Source organism: Nitrospira lenta (assembly GCF_900403705.1).
Lineage (GTDB): Bacteria > Nitrospirota > Nitrospiria > Nitrospirales > Nitrospiraceae > Nitrospira_D > Nitrospira_D lenta.
Window position 1 is genome coordinate 214,670 of record NZ_OUNR01000012.1, and the last position, 16,499, is coordinate 231,168.

Below are 16,499 nucleotides of genomic sequence, written 5' to 3' on the forward strand. Positions count from 1 at the left end.
ATTCGAGATTGCTCACTCCTCTCAAAGGCGGTCACGCGATGAGCGCTCCCACGTGGGATGATTTTGCTGAGCTCGCGCTGAAGCGCATCACGTCATCCGGCGCCGACTACGGCGACATCCGCATCGTGCACAGCACCGCTCAGACGATCAGAGGCGAAGACCGGCGGATCGCATCAATTCGGGATACGGACGATGTCGGTTTCGGAGTGCGGGTGCTCTATCACGGAGGATGGGGCTTCGCGGCCAGTTCGATCCTTTCCCTTGAAGAGGTTCCGCGAGTCGCCGAGCTGGCGATCGAGATTGCCAAAGGATCCGCCTCGGTCGCCATCGACAAGGTTCGGTTGGCAGCAGAGCCGGTCCATCGCGATCGTGTTGTGACGCCGGTTCGGATCGATCCGTTCACCGTTCCGCTCCAGCACAAGACCGAGCTCCTTCTTGCCACGATGGAATCGCTTCAGGCGCAATCCGGGGTCGTCCGCAGCACGGCCGAGCTGTGGGCGCGGCGAGACCGCAAGCTGTTTGCGTCCACGGAGGGGACGCGGCTTGAGTTTGATCTCCTCGCATCGAGCGGAGAGTGTGCGGCGACGGCGCTCCACGACGGGCGATTCGCCAGTCGATCGTTCAATACGCCGCAGTTGCGGCGCGGGTATGAACTCATCGAGGAGGCCGGCTTTTTGACGCAGGCGCCACGCGTGGCGCGCGAGGCGGTCGAAAAGGTGCGCGCGCCCGCCGTAGATGCGGGGGCCTACGATCTCGTGCTGGACCCGGAACATCTCTCCCTCACGATGCACGAGTCGTGCGGCCATCCCACCGAGCTGGATCGGGCGCTCGGGTATGAAGCGAACTATGCCGGGACCAGCTTTCTGACGACGGATAAGCTGGGCAGGTTTCGGTACGGATCTCCGCACGTCACGCTGGCGGCGGACAATACCGAGCCGGAAACGTTGGCGGCCACCGGGTACGATGATGACGGCGTGGCTTGCCAGAAATGGGACATTGTGCGCGACGGGCTCTTCGTGGGGTACTGCACGAATAGAGAGGTCGCGCCGAAAATTGGCGACGCGCGCTCGCGCGGGTCGAATCGCGCCGATAGCTGGGGGACGGTCCCGATCGTGCGCATCGCCAATATCGGACTGGAGCCGGGCCGGGCGACCCTCGATCAACTCCTGGCGGATGTGCAGCGCGGGATTTATATCGAAGGCCACGGCTCCTATAGCATCGATCAGCGGCGCTACAATTTTCAGTTCGGCGGAGATGCATTCTGGCTGATCGAAAACGGACGGCGGACCCACATGCTGCGCGACGTGATCTATCACGGCATCACGCCGGAATTTTGGAACAGTTGCGACGGAGTGGCCGACCGGTCGCATCGTCAACGGTATGGCTTCATCACCTGCGGCAAGGGCCAGCCAGGCCAGTCCGGCTGGATGACGCACGCCGCATCGCATGCGCGTTTCCGCAACATTCAGGTCATTCGAGGTGAGGGACGATCATGACCGTCACCGGCGCCAAGCCTTGGCCGAAGATGACCACCCGCGAGGAGTTTCAGTTTATCGCCGAGCAGGTCCTCAACTGTTCGACGGCGGACCATGCGCTGGTGGCCTTGCATGATCAGGATAGCGGGACGACGCGATTCGCCAACAACCAGGTGACTCAGAACGTCAACACGCGACGGGGAGGCGTGACGGTCACGGTGGCATTCGGCGCCAGGCAGGGCACGGCCACGACGACGGATTTCACCGCCGGGTCGCTGCGCGGGACCGTCAAACGGGCCGAGACGATCGCACGGGTCTCTCCCGAAGACCCGGAGTATCTGCCGCCTGCCGGACCGCAAGCCTACAATTCTTGTCCGACGGTGCGTAGTGAGACCGTAAAAGCCGGTCCGTCAGTTCGTTTGGAATATGCCAACGAAGCGATCGGCCAATGCCGTATGGAAAATATGTCGGCTGCGGGCATTGTCTCATCAGCCCGCGCATCGGTCGGCGTCGCGGCGGACACCGGGCTCCTGGCGTTTGAAGAGCGTACGGAAGCGCGATTCAGCATTACCGTGCAAGCCGGCGACGCGACCGGGTGGGCCTCGGCGGCGCATCGTTCCATCGATCGGTTGAAAGTCCAGGAGCGCACGCTGTCGGCGATCCATAAGGCGACGGTGGGGGCTGAGCCGCAGGAACTGCCTCCCGGCCGCTATCGGGTTATTCTCGAACCGGCGGCGGTGGCTGGTTTGTGGTCGTGGATCATCTGGATGCTGGATGCCAAGTCGTATCTGAAAGGCACGAGTCCGTTTGCCGGCAGACTGAAGAAGCGGATCCTGGATAAACGGCTCTCGTTGGAGAATTGTCCGGGGCACGCCGATCTACTCGGGGTTGGCTTTACGGCTGAAGGGCTTCCGTCTACGGCATCGGCATGGATTCATCAAGGCGTCTTGCAGCAATTGGCCTATGATCGATTTGCCGCCCAGGCGCAGCAGATCATGCCAATTCCGACAATCGAGGCGCCGCGCCTTTCGATCGAGGGATCGTCGGCCAGTTCTTTGGCGCAACTCATCAAATCGACCGACCGGGCGATCCTCGTGACGAATTTCTGGTATCTGCGCACGGTGAATCCCACCGATCTGACATTGACCGGCATGACGCGGGATGGAACATTCCTGGTAGAGAAGGGGGAGATTGTCTCCGCGGTGAAAAATTTCCGGTTTCACGAGAGTCCTCTGCGGGCGTTCCAACAGGTCGAATCCTGGACGGCGCCGATGGAAGCGGTGACTTCTGAAACGGGAAAGATGCTCGTGCCCGCCGTGGTCCTGCCGGAGTTTCACTTCTCCAGCGTCACCAGATTTTAGGCCTCAGACGCTTTGATTGTGACGTGCGTGGGTACACCATGTTTGGAAAAATGATTGACTCACCCGCATGGTCGGAGTAGACAAGTACGTAGTGGCTCGGAGATATTGTCGGTTCCCGTTCGAGCCCGCACGATGTTCGAATCCCTCCAGTCAGATCGTCGCAACCTGCCTCCACGATGTTCTGCGGTCTGGGTGGTGAAGTTGATAGAGGAGGTTCCGTCATGTCCCGTCGATATAGCGACCAGCCCATTAACCTGATCGCGCGCATTCCTTCTCCCGAGCAGATGTCCGCGGCACGCCCGAAGCAGCGGTCTTTCATCCAACTGGTTATGGAGTCCGGAGCAACCTGCGCGCGCGGGATTGCCGATATGGTGGCGCAGTTTCACCGGCTGGGTCGGTCGATTAGTCCTCCGATGAATCGCCGGCAGGCCGAGAACGCCCCGCTCAATTCGACCGCCGAATCGGCGGCGTCACCGTCTCAGCCTGTTGCGGAGAAGGTCTATCTCTCCGACGATCGCCTGGCCAGATGGAACGCCCTTCTGGATGCGACGATTCCGCGCATTCAGTCCGATGAACAGGGTCGGGAGCCCATTCCTGCATCGGCCGCTCGTTCGGTGCCCCGTGTTGCTGAGTCACATCCTCTCGATGAAGTGGTCGCATTGCGCGTGGAGTTGTTGGCGCATCAGCAAGAGGTGGCCCGCCTGTCGGTACAGTTGCAAGAATTGAAATCGATGGTGGGCTCACAGCAGCAGGTCTTGATCTATTTGGGGCAAGAATTGGAAGCACAACAGCTGCCGATGGTCATGGCGGCGGCACAGGCCGCGCCGTCCGTGAAGAAAGCCCGGGTCATGCGGGCAAAATCCGGGGGGAAAGAGCTGTCTGCGTCACGGAAAGTATCTCGCGAGCCGTCTCTGAATTTGTAACAACATGGTGTGTATGAGGTGGATCCGTGCGTAGAGCGGTGATCGTAAGCGGACTGTTGTGTATGCTGACCGGCTGCCTTTCAACGGCGGGCACTCACGAAGAGTCCCTCGGGGTCGGTATTGTCCGGGGAACGTTGGGCGTTCAGTCCGAGGGGCAGGTACGGCTCGCGCAGCCGGCAGGTGCGTCTCTACAGGGGGCGGTGCTGTTGCTGGAAGGCGGTGCGTATGTCCTGAGCCTTTCGGATGGTTCGGAACGCCGTGTGGCGTTGGATGAAAATACCCGCATCGACCGGCCGGCTCATGTCGGCGACAGGGTCGAAGCGTTTTTGGATGACAGCGGACGTGCCGTTCTTATTCGCAACATTGACCACCGCACGGACTAGCCCTCAACCGCATGCAGCCGGATTCGTCCCTCGTTCTCGCCGCTCGGTGAGCCGACTGAGTCGTGCTGCCCGGTTCTGCCTCGCGCTTTTGCTGTCGGGGGGCGGCGCTGCTGAGGCGGCGGATTCCGTCCCGCTGTTCACCGATCTCGGAACGCTTCGCCACCCGATTACCACGACATCCGAACAGGCCCAGCACTATTTCGATCAGGGCTTGCGCTTGGTTTACGCGTTCAATCATGAAGAGGCGATTCGTTCGTTCGAAGCAGCAGCCCGCCTCGACCCGACCGCCGCGATGGCTTATTGGGGGATTGCACTGGCCTTGGGGCCGAATATCAATGCGCCGATGGCCAAGACCGATGAACGGCGGGCGGGGGAGGCGCTGCAAAAAGCCCGGGCACAGATCGGCCACTCCAGTCCCGCCGAGCAGCGGTACATTGAGGCGCTTGGAAAACGATACAGTGCAAAAGGCGGTTCTCGTGTCGCGCTCGATAAGGCCTATGCCGCGGCGATGCGGACCGTCTGGCAGCAATCGCCGAATGATCCGGATGCCGGGGTTCTCTTTGCCGAAGCGTTGATGGATCTGCGGCCGTGGGATTTCTGGGCGTCCGACGGACGTCCGCATCCTGGGACCGATGAGATGGTCTCGACGTTGGAAACGGTTCTCGCCGGACATCCCGATCATCCCGGGGCGTGCCACTACTATATCCATGTCGTCGAAGCGTCGCCGAAACCGGAGCGGGCGTTGGCCTGTGCCGAACGGTTGCCTGGCCTTATGCCGGGAGCGGGGCATCTGGTGCACATGCCGGCGCATATCTATCTCCGCCTCGGCAAATATCACGAGGCGGCGGAAGGCAACGCCCGCGCGGTCCATGTCGACAAAGAGTACCTGGCGGGCCGGCCGACGAATGGAGGCTATGCGGACGGCTACTTCGCGCATAATCTGCATTTTCTCTGGGCGTCGCTGATGATGGAAGGGCGCCAGTCCGAGGCGTTGAAGATTGCTCGAGAGTTGACGGGAACCATTACCGAAACCGAAGCGCGGAAGGAGAAGTGGAAAGAATTCTATCTTCCGGCGCCGTTGTTTTCGTTGATCCGTTTCGGCCGGTGGGAGGAGCTGCTGCGCGAGCCGGTTCCATCGAAGGGACTACGGGTGCACGAAGGTATGTGGCGGCTCGGGCGGGGACTGGCATCAGCGGCAGTGGGCAGGATTCCGGGGGCTGAAGGCGAGCATTTTGTGCTGGCTGGCCTGGCGAAGCAGTTCCGCCGGGACCGCAGCCTTGAGGACAAGACCGCGCGGACCATGTTAAAAATCGCCGAGCGGTTGCTGGCGGGAGACATTGCCGCGCGCCGCCAGAAGTATGAGGAGGCCATCAAGATTCTGCGTGAAGGGGTCGCACTGGAAGAGTCGCTGCCTTATGCGGAACCTCCCTATTGGCCGATTCCCGTGCGGCACTATCTGGGGGCGGCGTTGCTGACGGCCGGCCGTCCGTCAGAGGCCGAACAAGTCTATCGGGAGGATCTTCGGCGTCACCCGCAGAACGGGTGGAGTCTCTGGGGATTGACCCAGAGCCTGCGTGCTCAGCATAAGGGGAGCGATGCGGACAAGGTCGAGGGGCAGTTCAAATCGGCCTGGACTTATGCAGACGTCACTCTGACGGCCTCACGATTCTAGTCGGGCAGTTTGGAGTACGAGAGCGTGTGATTGAGGGACAAGTTCAAGTCGTCTGGATCCATTGGATCTTCCCCGATGTCCCCTTGACGGCCTCACGATTTGAGTCGGGTAGTTCGGAGTGGAAGAGCGTGAGGTTTATTGTAGGTGTATGATCGAGGAAGAGGTCAAGTCGGCCTGGATCTCTGCCGATGTCATACTGAGCGTATCACGAGTGTAATCGAGCCGTCCGGAGTGGAGGAGCGATGCGATTCATAGTGGGTGTGATGGGGCCGGCCAAGGCCAAGAAGAAAGATTTGGATAATGCGCGGGTGCTCGGTGAGTTTATCGCCCGGCGCGGCTGGGTGGTGCTCACCGGCGGTCGGGATGTCGGCGTGATGGACGCCGCCTGCGAAGGGGCCAAGCGAGTGGGAGGGAGTCTGACGGTTGGGATCATGCCCACGGCCAAAGACAAGGTGTCCCGTCACGTGGATGTGCCGATTATCACGGAAATGGGCAGCGGCCGGAACAATATCAATGTGCTCACCAGCGATGTCGTCGTGGCCTGTGGACTGGGCGGGTCGGGAACCGTGTCCGAGGTGGCGCTGGCAGTGAAGGCCGGGAAGCCGGTCATTCTTGTGGAGGCGTCTCCGGCCGATGTGGCTTTCTTTCGCAAGCTCGGCAAGCGGTTGGTGTCTGCCGCATCGTCACCGGAAGAGGCGATCGAACTCATCATGAAGCAGATGGGGGGTGGCAAACGCCGACCAAAACCAGAAGAACCGGTGGAGTACGACGATCTGGCGTTATGAGCATCGGTTAGGGAGTGAGAATGCCGGAGAGCTCGCCTTTTTCCATCAGCACCCCGCTATTTTCGAAGGGGAGCCGGCCATCTTTCAGATACAGCACGCCGCTGATCTCGTAACTCAGGGCCTGGACTTTTCGTAACCCGAGCACCTGTCGCACGACATCCAGGGTAGACGTCGTCGTTTCAATCGTCACCACGCTGTCGCTCAAACGCGGAACGGTGAACGCCTGGTTCCCGAGGCCGCGAGCCAACCGTTTTCCATTCAAATCCAATCGGATGTCCATGCCGGTCACCTGTAGCTCGTAGTCGTTCGGGTTCCGGATGCGGAGATCGATCTTGAGCCGCTGCTCAAACGGTGTGCTATCCAGAGGAGTGATATTGGCGACCAGCACATCCGGTATTTCTCCCTTCACAAACCAGGAGGCGCAACCGGACAGCGCAGCGAGGGTTGCCATACAGAGCAGAAGTTTCGAGAGAGACATGAGGAGATCATACCCGAAAATCCATCGGAAGCCGAGCGCCGTAGTACACTGTGAGAGTGTCGTGTCAGCCTCGACTGACCACAGAGGAGGGTCTTCGCAATGACAAGACGGAATTTCGGACAAGCCGTATTAGCAGGGGTGATCCTCGTCATAGGATTGAGCCTCAGTCTGATCCAGCCGGAGCGCTCGGCCGCGACCGCTCCGGCCAAGGCCTATTTTGCCGGCGGATGTTTCTGGTGCATGGAAGAAGCCTTTGAGAAAGTCGAGGGTGTGTCGGCGGCGGTCTCCGGCTATATGGATGGGACGATAGCCAATCCGACGTATGAGCAGGTATCCGCGGGCGGGACCGGGCACGCGGAGTCGGTCGAGGTGACCTACGATCCCGCCAAAGTGAGTTACGAAAAGCTCTTGGATGCGTTCTGGCGCAATGTGGATCCGCTGACCTCGAACGCGCAATTCTGTGACCATGGCAATCAGTATCGGGCCGCGATATTTCCCTCGACTCCCGAGGAGCAGAAATTGGCGGAGGCCTCGAGAAAACGCCTTGAAGAGTCGAAGAAATTTCACAGTCCGATCGTGACGCAGATTGTGGCCGCCACGACGTTTTACCCGGCCGAAGAGTATCACCAGGATTTCTATAAAAAGAACCCCGTGCGCTACAAGTTCTATAAATTCAATTGCGGCCGGACGCAGCGGTTGGAAGAAGTCTGGGGCAAGCCGTAGCGCGTGCTGGTGCGCAATGTTTGAGGTCGTTCACTTGCCAAAAAGTGGTCGTCTCTGTCCAAAGTGGGCAGCATTATCAGGGACACACCGCGTGCCAGCCGCAGTTCTGAGATACATCAGCAGGTTGTGAGGTCATTAGGACGGCACGGCTCTTGAGGAGATAGTCCGGTAACCCGGGTTCACCCCTGCTGAATGGGTCGACCAGGTTACTGCGTGACTATTTCAATTTCCATACAACGATGTCGCCTTTCCGCTGCCTGTCTCCGCAGCGCGGGTGTGCTGCTGTTGGCCGTCGTCATGGTCGGGGCAATCCCCGTTCCTACGAAGTCGGATTTCGATGGTCGTCCGCGATACGACACACAAGAAATCCGTCGGGCGATCGCATTCTATGCCAAGCGATATCGGCTAGATCCGGCGCTCTTGCATGCCGTTATTAAGACGGAGTCTGACTTTCGTCCCGACGCGGTCTCTCGGAAGGGGGCGGTCGGACTGATGCAATTGACTCCCGAGACCGCTGCGACCTTACGTGTGGGCAACCTCCACGACCCCATCCAGAATATCGGCGGTGGCGCGAAGCAGTTGCGTCATCTTCTCAATCTCTATGACGGGGATCTCTCGCTGACGCTGGCCGCCTACAATGCCGGAGTGCATCGGGTGAAAGGCGGCCGGATTCCACGCATCCGCGAAACTCGACACTATGTGCGTAAAGTACTCAAGTACTATGAACGGTATCGATCCAAGAGCCCCCAATTGCCGCCGCCGGATCACTCAGCCACGTCTCCTTCAGCGTCGCAGTCCGTTGCTTCGTAGAGGACCTCTCTGAAATCGGAGAAAGAGCGGTGCGGTGAGCGGCCGGCCGTCGAGCGCTATCGCGCTTTGATCACCAATGCACGCAGCCGCTCCCGTTGGGCCATGGTAATGTCGACGAACTCCAATCCGAACTCTTTGCAGTCGATCCAGCGGACGATGGCCTGATTGATGCGTAGCGGCCATGGATGGTCGGGCAGGAAAAGAGACAGTCTCACGATCATGCCGATCTCGAGTGGGATTGACGAACTTGCTCGGCAGCCACTGGCGGAAATATCCAGCAGCACGGCTTCACCCTCAAAATCGTCTTCGCCGAAGAAGAAGAGACGGCAGGAGAGCGGCAGCCGTCTTCCTCGTCGATCCTTGTGGTGATCGCTTGCCGAGTCCTGGCTCGCGGGCGGTTGTGGTCGTACTTCCATGGCCTTCATATCCTCTCAGATATTCCTCACGCCTAGACTGTACCGCGCGTTCTCTTTTTCCGCCTTCCTCAGATGGTGTAGTTCGGACGGGGGACAGCCATGCCTTCGAAAAGCCCTGAAGGTCACTGCGAATGTGTACCAGAGAAACCATCGAATGCAAGTACAAACAACTAAGAAGTAACGATCATGCCATCAACCATAGCGGTGAGGGATGAGCTCGACAAGCAGTTGACCTTCGCCCGGGTCTCTGCGAAAAAGATGGGATTGGGATGTGGGAGGGGAGAAGTCGTGATGAAACGAACAGGGAATCTCAAGATGGCGCAGCTCGGACCGTCAGAAATCCGAGCCATGACCCAGGCCTGTGTACAGGCCAAGGGGGTCAATATGGCCCAAGGGGTCTGCGACACGGCCGTTCCTTTGCCGGTCTTGGCGGGCGCCAAGCGCGCCATGGACCAGGGGTTCAACACCTATACGCGATTCGACGGGTTGGCCGAACTACGGCAGGCACTGGCCAAGAAACTGGCTCGCTTCAATGGCATTCAGGCCGATCCTGAGCGCAACATCACGGTGAGCGCCGGGGCAACGGGATCGTTTCATTGTGCCTGCGCCGCTCTTCTGAACCCCGGTGATGAAGTCATTCTCTTCGAACCCTACTACCAGTACCATGCGACGGCGCTGCAATCGGTCGACACCGTTCCGGTGCCGGTGCGGATGCACCCGCCCGATTGGACCTTCTCGCTCGCCGAGGTGGAGCGAGCCGTCACAAACCGCACCAGAGCGATTGTGGTCAATAGCCCCGGCAATCCGTCGGGAAAAGTCTTTTCACGTACCGAGCTGGAAGGGATTGCCGCGATCGCCACGCGCTACGATCTGTTCGTATTCACCGATGAAATTTACGAATACATGCTGTATGACGGCCGGCAACATGTCAGCCTCGCGACCTTGCCGGACATGGCCGAACGGACGATCACAATCGGAGGCTACTCCAAGACATTCAGCATTACCGGGTGGCGCATCGGCTACAGCGTCGCGGCGGAGCGATGGGCGCAGCTCATCGGGGCGATGAACGATCTGTTATATGTCTGCGCGCCGGCGCCGTTGCAAATGGGTGTGGCGGCCGGCATTCACGAGCTGCCGGATTCCTTCTATCAGGAGATGGCCCGGGAGTATCAACGGAAACGGGATCGTTTTTGCGAGGCACTCTTGCGGGCAGGGCTCACGCCGTCTGTTCCTCAGGGCGCCTACTACGTGCTGGCGGATGCGACCCGGCTTCCGGGGAGCACCGGCAAGGCACGCGCGATGGCGCTGCTGGACATGGCCGGTGTGGCCGCTGTTCCAGGGGAAGCCTTCTTCTCAGGGCCTGAAGGCGCGCGGTTCGTGCGGTTCAGCTATGCGAAAACCGAATCTGATTTCGATGAGGCGTGCCGGCGTTTAGCGACACTCCATCTATAAGGTGGAGACGTTCTGATTGTATCGAAGCGCTTGTTCCTCGTGCCGCTGCATGGTAGATAGGGTAAAACATCAGGGAGTCTATCGGTATATGCGTCTGGTGCAATCTCGGGTCTGCGCGCTGATCGTGCCGCTGCTGCTGCTGGCGGCATGCGGTAGTCCACACTCCTCACGCCTGATGACGAGCTCGTCGCTTGCGGGATCGGTCACTGGGGATTCGAGTGATCGTCGTGTGCTTGCCGGCGAATGGGATTATGAAGAGATGGCGGTGGTGCTACTCACGCTCGATGAGGCAGGGAACGGGACGTACGGGTGGAAGAAGGGGCAGTTTCGAACCGTCGCGCTCAATGGCTTGCATTGGGAAGGAATCTGGCTACAGGAAGAGAATGATCGAGAAGGTCTCTTTGTCGTGGAATTAAGCCCGGATCTTTCCGAAGGCGACGGCCGCTGGTGGTACACGCGCATCGGCGATGATCGAGCTCCGACGGCGAAGGGGGGGACGTTCCACCTCACGCGGAGGATTTCCAGTGTGGCTGCCAGTGATACGCCTCCCGCTCCTTAATCTCTTGGGTTAATCGATTCAAATAGTGCCGAATAGTCCGCATCCCGTTGTCCCGTCTGGATCGCGTGCTCGAGAAGGGCGCGCACGCCTGTCAGCCCGGCTATATTCAGTCCATGGTGTCGCGCGTCATCGGCAAACAGGTTCACGTCTTTGAGTAAATGGCTGGTGGGAAAGTTCGGCTTGTCGTACTGGCGCGCCAGCAGGCGGGGAAGTTTTTTCTCGAAGGCCGGCGCAAACAGCGCGCTTGATTTGAGAATCGTCATGAATTGGTCGACGGAAATGCCGGCTCGTTGAATGAGACCCAGACTCAGGGCGAAAGCGGACAGTTCTGCGGCAATCAAATGATTCAGCGCGAGCTTGAGGGCTGCGGCCTGTCCGATGGGCCCGATGAGGAATGGTGCCGGCGTTAAGGACGAGAACACCGGCTCCCAGCGGCGGAGCTGGTCAGCTGTGCCTCCGCCCATAATGATCAATGTGCCGGCCTTGGCTTCGGCGAGGCTGCCGAGGACAGGCGCTTCAAAATAGTCTCCTCCGCCGGCGGACACCGAGCGTTGGAATGCCCGGCTTTCGTCCGGGCTGATGGTTCCCATTTGAATTATAGTTCGACTGCGGAGATCCACCGGCGCGGCAGGCGGGAACAGCACAGCATGAATGGCGGCCGCATCAGTCAAGTAGAGCAGCGTACAGTCCGTGGACGCCACTGCCTCAGCAGCGGTCGCCGCCACCGTGATGCCGTGTGCGCGGAGAGGATCGGTCTTGGAAGCCGTGCGGTTATAGACTGTGACGGCATGCCCTGAGTCGTGGAGCCGTTCTGCGACGGCTCGTCCCAGTAAGCCAATCCCTAAAATTGTGACACGCATGAGGCCCTGGTCTTTCCTGCGTCAGTGGGCCGATCTTGGGAGTTGCCGCACCTGCGTGATGAGGCGATCGGGAAATCCTTGCACGGTTGCGATGAATCCTTCAAAACGGGGGCGCGGTTGGTTGTAGTGGAGCGGCTGCCCCGCGCCGTCGTGCGCTGATCCGCCGGCTTCTTCGAGCAAGAGCATTCCCGCTGCCACATCCCACTCATTTTCCGGCTCGAAGGTGATGACCCCGTGAATCGTCCCACGGGCCGCCAGCGCCAGCGCCCAGGCAATGGAGCGCATCGGGCGGCTCACCATTTGCGACTCGATCGATCTGAAACGCCCGACATGGAGTTCCCACGGACTGAGCGCGATCGTCGGCAGTTGGTCGGTCTTCGATTCGTGGTGTGGCGCCGGTGCGCCATTCAGATGGAGGCCCTGGCCGCGGATCGCGGTATAGAGCTCGTTGGTCGATGGATTGAAGATCGCCGCCAGCACCGGCTGCGTACCTTCCAGCAACGCCACGGAGATGCAATATTCCGGTTCGTGCCGGATGAAGGCTTTCGTTCCGTCGATGGGATCGATGACCCAGACGCGGGGTTTGGTCAGCCGGACAGCGGTATCGGGGGTTTCTTCAGACAGCCATCCGTCATGCGGAAAGTGTCCGAGCAACCGATCCATGAGGATGTCATTGACGGCATGGTCGGCCGAGGTGACCGGAGAATCGTCCGGTTTGGTGTAGATCTGAAAGCCGTCGGCGGCCAGCCGCAAGGCGGCGTCGCCGGCGTCGCGTATTGCCGTCGTGAGGACTCGATATTCCTGTTCCCAAGCCATGGTGCAGAGTAGCAAGGTCGCGCGGCGATTGGAAGCCGGTTCGTTCGATCCCTTGACCTCCCGAGAGAATCTGCGTACAAGCTGAGTACCTATGAAACTTGTCCAAAAGCGCTCAAGAAAAACCGGATTGCCGCCGGGGACGCTGGTCCACATCGGTGAGAAAAAAGCCGACACCGTGACCATGACGGTGTTCGATTATGCCGGCGCGCGTTGCGATGAGCGGACGGTGACCAATCCGGAAGAGTTGCGGCCGCCCGTCGATGAGTCTGTTATTTGGGTGGATATCGGAGGGGTGCACAAGCTCGACCTGCTCGAAGCCATCGGCGCGCAATTCTCACTCCATCCTCTGTTGCTTGAGGATATTGCCAATACCGATCAACGCCCGAAGCTCGATGACTATGAGTCCTACCTGTTTCTGGTCATGAAGGTATTGTCTGTCACGGAGACGCACGACCTGCTGGTCGAGCAGGTCAGTTTCGTCCTCGGGCGGAACTTCGTCCTCTCGTTTCAGGAGAATGGCACCGATGTCTTTAAGCCGGTGCGAGACCGGTTGCGCGGCGGCAAGGGCCGTCTTCGGCAGAACGGCGCCGACTATCTGATGTATGCCTTGGTGGATGCCATCGTGGATCAGTATTTTCTGGTCCTCGAATCGCTGGGCGAGAAAATTGAATTACTACAAGAAAAAGTGGTGGCGGATCCGAAGCCGGACACGCTGAGAGAGGTGTATGCCCTCAAACGGCAGCTGCTCTTTCTTCGCCGGGCCGTGTGGCCGCTTCGGGAAGCGACGAATGCTTTTTCCCGTTCCGATTGCCCCTTTCTGCATGAACCGACCAAAGTCTTCTTCAGGGATGTGTACGATCATGTCGTGCAGATCGTCGATACTATCGAGACGCTCCGTGAAATGGTGTCGGCCAGCCTCGATATTTATTTATCCAGCGTCAGTTACCGCCTCAATGCGGTCATGCGCGTCTTGACGGTCATCACGACGATTTTCATGCCGCTGAGCTTTATCGCGAGCATTTACGGCATGAACTTCGAACACATGCCGGAGCTGCAGTCAGAGTGGGGGTATCCGGCCGTGTTGGGAGTGATGGGATTGATTGCCGCGGGGATGTTGATGGCGTTCCGGCAACGGCGCTGGCTCTAGCGCCGCGCCGCCGGCCTATTCCTGGATTTCGATCCGATCCACAAAATAGTCGGTTTCTCCGAAGCAGGTCGTGGGGAGGTAGCGGTATTCTTTGTAGTGGAGGACCACGCGCTTGCCCAGCACTTTTTCAAGTTCGGCGGCCACCTGTCCATCCTGGACGGTGAAGCTCCAGAGTACCGGCGCGACACCCGGCACGGTGGTCATGGCCAGCTCACCCTCATAGGTCTTGCAGACCCATCCCTTTTGAGAGAATTTCTGAATGTAGCCCGCGCGACTTCCGTCGGAGTAACTCAGATTGAAGGCGATGAGGAGATAGGCCGCACCGAGAAAGAGAAGTAGGGTCAACAGGAATCTGGGGCGCAAGAACTTCATGAGACAGATCCTCGATTCATGATGAAATATCGGTGAACAGCCATGGCGCCTCGGTTTTCCGTTTCTGTTCGTAGGCGGAAATGGCGGACTCGTGTTGCAGCGTCAGGCCGATGGAATCGAGTCCGCGATACAGGCAGTCTTTGCGGAACGGGTCGATCGCGAAGGTGCAGGTCTTGCCGCCTGGCGTCGTGACGGTTTGCTTGCCGAGATCCACCGTTAGCTGGTAGCCCGGCGTCGCCAGCACGTCGTGCATCATCGCCAGGACTTCGTCGGCGGTGAGGACGACGGGCAGGATGCCGTTCTGAAAACAATTATTGTAGAAGATGTCCGCGAAGCTCGGTGCGATCACGCAGCGAAATCCCTGATCGAGCAGGGCCCAGGGGGCATGTTCTCGGGAAGAGCCGCAACCGAAGTTATCGCGGGTCAAGAGAATCGTGGCGCTTTGGTAGCGGGCTTGATTCAGGAAGAACTGCGGATCCGGCGACCCATCTTTCTGTTTCTTCCAGTCGAAGAACAATCCCTCGCGCAGTCCCGTGCGCTTGATCGTCTTCAAGTACTGCTTTGGAATAATCTGGTCCGTATCGACGTTGACCCGGTCCAAGGGGGCGACTAAGCCGGTGAGCATGGTAAAGGCTTGCATGGCGTCCTCTAACTCCAATGACGAATATCGATAAAGTGTCCCTCGACGGCGGCTGCAACGGCCATGGCGGGAGAGACCAGATGTGTGCGTCCGCCCGCTCCCTGCCGCCCTTCGAAATTTCGATTGCTGGTCGAGGCGCACCGTTCGCCCGGTTTCAGCACATCGGCGTTCATCGCCAGGCACATGCTGCAGCCGGCCTCCCGCCACTCAAATCCGGCTTCGCGGAAGATTGTATCGAGGCCTTCCTGTTCGGCCTGCTGTTTGACGAGACCGGAGCCAGGGACCACCATCGCATGCACGGTCTTGGCGACGTGTTTGCCTTTGGCCAGCGACGCGGCAAGACGCAAGTCTTCAATGCGTGAATTCGTGCAGGACCCGATAAAGACCGTGTCGATCTTGATGTCCGCAATCGGCATGTTGGCGGCGAGTCCCATGTATTCCAGCGCGCGCTCGGTGGCCTTGCGGGTATTGTCGTCGGTCATCGTGGCCGGGTCCGGAACCCGCTGGTCTACCCCGAGCACCATACCGGGGCTGGTTCCCCAGCTGACTTGCGGGGCGATATCCTCGGCGCGCATGACCAGCGTGGCGTCGTACTTGGCATCCGAATCCGTCTTCAATTGCTCCCAGGCCTGCACGGCCTGCTCGAACAGCGCGCCTTTCGGGGCCAAGGGCCGCCCCTTGATATAGGCAACGGTCTTTTCATCGGGCGCGACCATGCCGGCGCGGGCTCCGCCTTCGATCGACATGTTGCACAGGGTCATGCGGCCTTCCATGCTTAAGGCGCGAATGGCCGACCCCGTATATTCGATGACATATCCGGTCCCGCCGGCCGTGCCGATCTTGCCGATGATGGCGAGAATGATGTCTTTGGCGGAGCAGCGATCCGACAGAACGCCGTCGACGCGGATCTCCATCGTCTTGGGCCGCTTCTGGACCAGGCATTGCGTCGCCAGTACGTGCTCGACTTCGCTGGTGCCGATGCCGAAGGCCAGTGCGCCGAACGCGCCGTGAGTGGAGGTGTGTGAGTCGCCGCAGACGATCGTCGTGCCGGGGAGCGTAAATCCTTGTTCCGGGCCGATGACGTGGACGACGCCCTGGCGGATGTCGTTCATGCCGAACAGCGTAATACTGAAGTCCCGGCAATTGTCTTCCAGTGTCTGAATTTGTTTGGCGCTGATGGCGTCGGCAATCCCGAGACGGCGGTCCGTCGTCGGAACATTGTGGTCCGGGACCGCGAGCGTCGCGGCGGGGCGACGCGGCCGGCGCCCCGCCAGTTTCAGTCCTTCGAAGGCCTGCGGCGAGGTGACTTCATGGACCAGCTGTCGGTCGATATACAACAGTGTCGTTCCGTCCGGTTCTTCCCGTACGAGATGCGTATCCCAAATCTTGTCGAATAATGTCTTGCCTGCCATGACGTGCTCCTCACGAACCGGTGCCGGTGGAGTGGAAAGGAGCGTCATTATACATAGGGATCCGGCGGCATGCCAGGGAGGGGCGCACGATATCGCCATAGGCGGAGACTTCAGAATTTTTCCGGACTGCCGATAGGGAATTATGATGGATGACCACATACTCAACCCCGATCATATCTCTATCCCCCGTTGGACGATTGCTCGGGATACCCGCT

General features: G+C 59.6%; 18 protein-coding genes. 11 read left to right on the plus strand and 7 right to left on the minus strand.

The window, feature by feature from the left end; all coding sequences use genetic code 11:
* Window positions 1–38: 38 nt before the first annotated feature.
* The 6 genes from NITLEN_RS07340 (at window position 39) to NITLEN_RS07365 (ending at window position 6,599) form a co-directional block, all read left to right on the plus strand.
* Window positions 39–1,496 (plus strand): TldD/PmbA family protein, encoded by a 1,458-nt coding sequence (locus NITLEN_RS07340; RefSeq protein WP_121988951.1) that lies wholly within the window; start codon window positions 39–41, stop codon window positions 1,494–1,496.
* The gene (locus NITLEN_RS07345) at window positions 1,493–2,836 is read left to right on the plus strand and encodes a TldD/PmbA family protein (RefSeq protein WP_121988952.1); all 1,344 of its coding nucleotides are present in this window, start codon (window positions 1,493–1,495) and stop codon (window positions 2,834–2,836) included. The genes NITLEN_RS07340 and NITLEN_RS07345 overlap by 4 nt, the downstream gene beginning before the upstream one ends.
* Before the next feature lie 221 nt (window positions 2,837–3,057).
* The gene (locus NITLEN_RS07350) at window positions 3,058–3,759 is read left to right on the plus strand and encodes a hypothetical protein (protein ID WP_121988953.1); all 702 of its coding nucleotides are present in this window, start codon (window positions 3,058–3,060) and stop codon (window positions 3,757–3,759) included.
* Between the two features lie 26 nt (window positions 3,760–3,785).
* Window positions 3,786–4,142, plus strand: coding sequence for a hypothetical protein (locus tag NITLEN_RS07355; RefSeq protein WP_146216129.1), 357 nt, complete (start codon window positions 3,786–3,788; stop codon window positions 4,140–4,142).
* A complete protein-coding gene (locus NITLEN_RS07360; RefSeq protein ID WP_146216130.1) occupies window positions 4,102–5,814 on the plus strand; it encodes a tetratricopeptide repeat protein in 1,713 nt (570 codons plus the stop codon). The genes NITLEN_RS07355 and NITLEN_RS07360 overlap by 41 nt, the downstream gene beginning before the upstream one ends.
* 242 nt (window positions 5,815–6,056) lie before the next feature.
* A complete protein-coding gene (locus NITLEN_RS07365) occupies window positions 6,057–6,599 on the plus strand; it encodes an SLOG cluster 4 domain-containing protein (RefSeq protein WP_121988956.1) in 543 nt (180 codons plus the stop codon).
* 7 nt (window positions 6,600–6,606) lie between these two features.
* Here NITLEN_RS07365 and NITLEN_RS07370 read toward each other — a convergent pair whose 3' ends face one another.
* Window positions 6,607–7,077: an LEA/WHy family protein gene (locus tag NITLEN_RS07370; protein WP_121988957.1), complete on the minus strand. Its 471-nt coding sequence runs from the start codon at window positions 7,075–7,077 to the stop codon at window positions 6,607–6,609.
* A gap of 99 nt (window positions 7,078–7,176) precedes the next feature.
* On the opposite strand from NITLEN_RS07370, the gene msrA reads away from it, so the two are divergent.
* A complete protein-coding gene (msrA, locus tag NITLEN_RS07375; RefSeq protein WP_121988958.1) occupies window positions 7,177–7,800 on the plus strand; it encodes a peptide-methionine (S)-S-oxide reductase MsrA in 624 nt (207 codons plus the stop codon).
* A gap of 213 nt (window positions 7,801–8,013) precedes the next feature.
* Window positions 8,014–8,610, plus strand: coding sequence for a lytic transglycosylase domain-containing protein (locus NITLEN_RS07380; RefSeq protein WP_245924404.1), 597 nt, complete (start codon window positions 8,014–8,016; stop codon window positions 8,608–8,610).
* Between the two features lie 56 nt (window positions 8,611–8,666).
* Here NITLEN_RS07380 and NITLEN_RS07385 read toward each other — a convergent pair whose 3' ends face one another.
* Window positions 8,667–9,026: a PilZ domain-containing protein gene (locus tag NITLEN_RS07385; RefSeq protein WP_181416701.1), complete on the minus strand. Its 360-nt coding sequence runs from the start codon at window positions 9,024–9,026 to the stop codon at window positions 8,667–8,669.
* Between the two features lie 186 nt (window positions 9,027–9,212).
* Here NITLEN_RS07385 and NITLEN_RS07390 point away from each other — a divergent pair, with 186 nt between their 5' ends.
* The gene (locus NITLEN_RS07390) at window positions 9,213–10,478 is read left to right on the plus strand and encodes a pyridoxal phosphate-dependent aminotransferase (protein ID WP_245924405.1); all 1,266 of its coding nucleotides are present in this window, start codon (window positions 9,213–9,215) and stop codon (window positions 10,476–10,478) included.
* 88 nt (window positions 10,479–10,566) lie between these two features.
* Entirely contained in the window at window positions 10,567–11,037 is a 471-nt protein-coding gene (locus NITLEN_RS07395; protein WP_121988961.1) for a hypothetical protein, read from the plus strand.
* On the opposite strand, the gene NITLEN_RS07400 is transcribed toward NITLEN_RS07395, so the two are convergent.
* Both NITLEN_RS07400 and NITLEN_RS07405 read right to left on the minus strand, forming a co-directional pair.
* Window positions 11,034–11,897, minus strand: coding sequence for an NAD(P)-dependent oxidoreductase (locus NITLEN_RS07400; protein WP_121988962.1), 864 nt, complete (start codon window positions 11,895–11,897; stop codon window positions 11,034–11,036). The genes NITLEN_RS07395 and NITLEN_RS07400 overlap by 4 nt on opposite strands.
* Window positions 11,898–11,918: 21 nt before the next feature.
* Entirely contained in the window at window positions 11,919–12,713 is a 795-nt protein-coding gene (locus NITLEN_RS07405; protein ID WP_181416702.1) for a 3'(2'),5'-bisphosphate nucleotidase CysQ, read from the minus strand.
* A 91-nt stretch (window positions 12,714–12,804) separates the two neighbouring features.
* Here NITLEN_RS07405 and corA point away from each other — a divergent pair, with 91 nt between their 5' ends.
* Window positions 12,805–13,860 carry a magnesium/cobalt transporter CorA gene (gene corA, locus NITLEN_RS07410; RefSeq protein WP_121988963.1) on the plus strand — a complete coding sequence of 352 codons (1,056 nt, stop codon included), beginning with the start codon at window positions 12,805–12,807 and terminating at the stop codon, window positions 13,858–13,860.
* Window positions 13,861–13,875: 15 nt separating this feature from the next.
* Here the strand turns inward: corA and NITLEN_RS07415 are convergent, their stop codons facing one another.
* From NITLEN_RS07415 to leuC, 3 genes are read right to left on the minus strand one after another with little or no spacing between them, the layout of a single operon-like run.
* Window positions 13,876–14,232, minus strand: coding sequence for a hypothetical protein (locus NITLEN_RS07415; protein WP_121988964.1), 357 nt, complete (start codon window positions 14,230–14,232; stop codon window positions 13,876–13,878).
* A gap of 16 nt (window positions 14,233–14,248) precedes the next feature.
* Complete coding sequence (gene leuD / locus NITLEN_RS07420) at window positions 14,249–14,872, minus strand: 3-isopropylmalate dehydratase small subunit (RefSeq protein ID WP_121988965.1); 624 nt, start codon at window positions 14,870–14,872, stop codon at window positions 14,249–14,251.
* 8 nt (window positions 14,873–14,880) lie between these two features.
* Window positions 14,881–16,284: a 3-isopropylmalate dehydratase large subunit gene (gene leuC / locus NITLEN_RS07425; RefSeq protein WP_121988966.1), complete on the minus strand. Its 1,404-nt coding sequence runs from the start codon at window positions 16,282–16,284 to the stop codon at window positions 14,881–14,883.
* Window positions 16,285–16,499 lie beyond the last annotated feature (215 nt).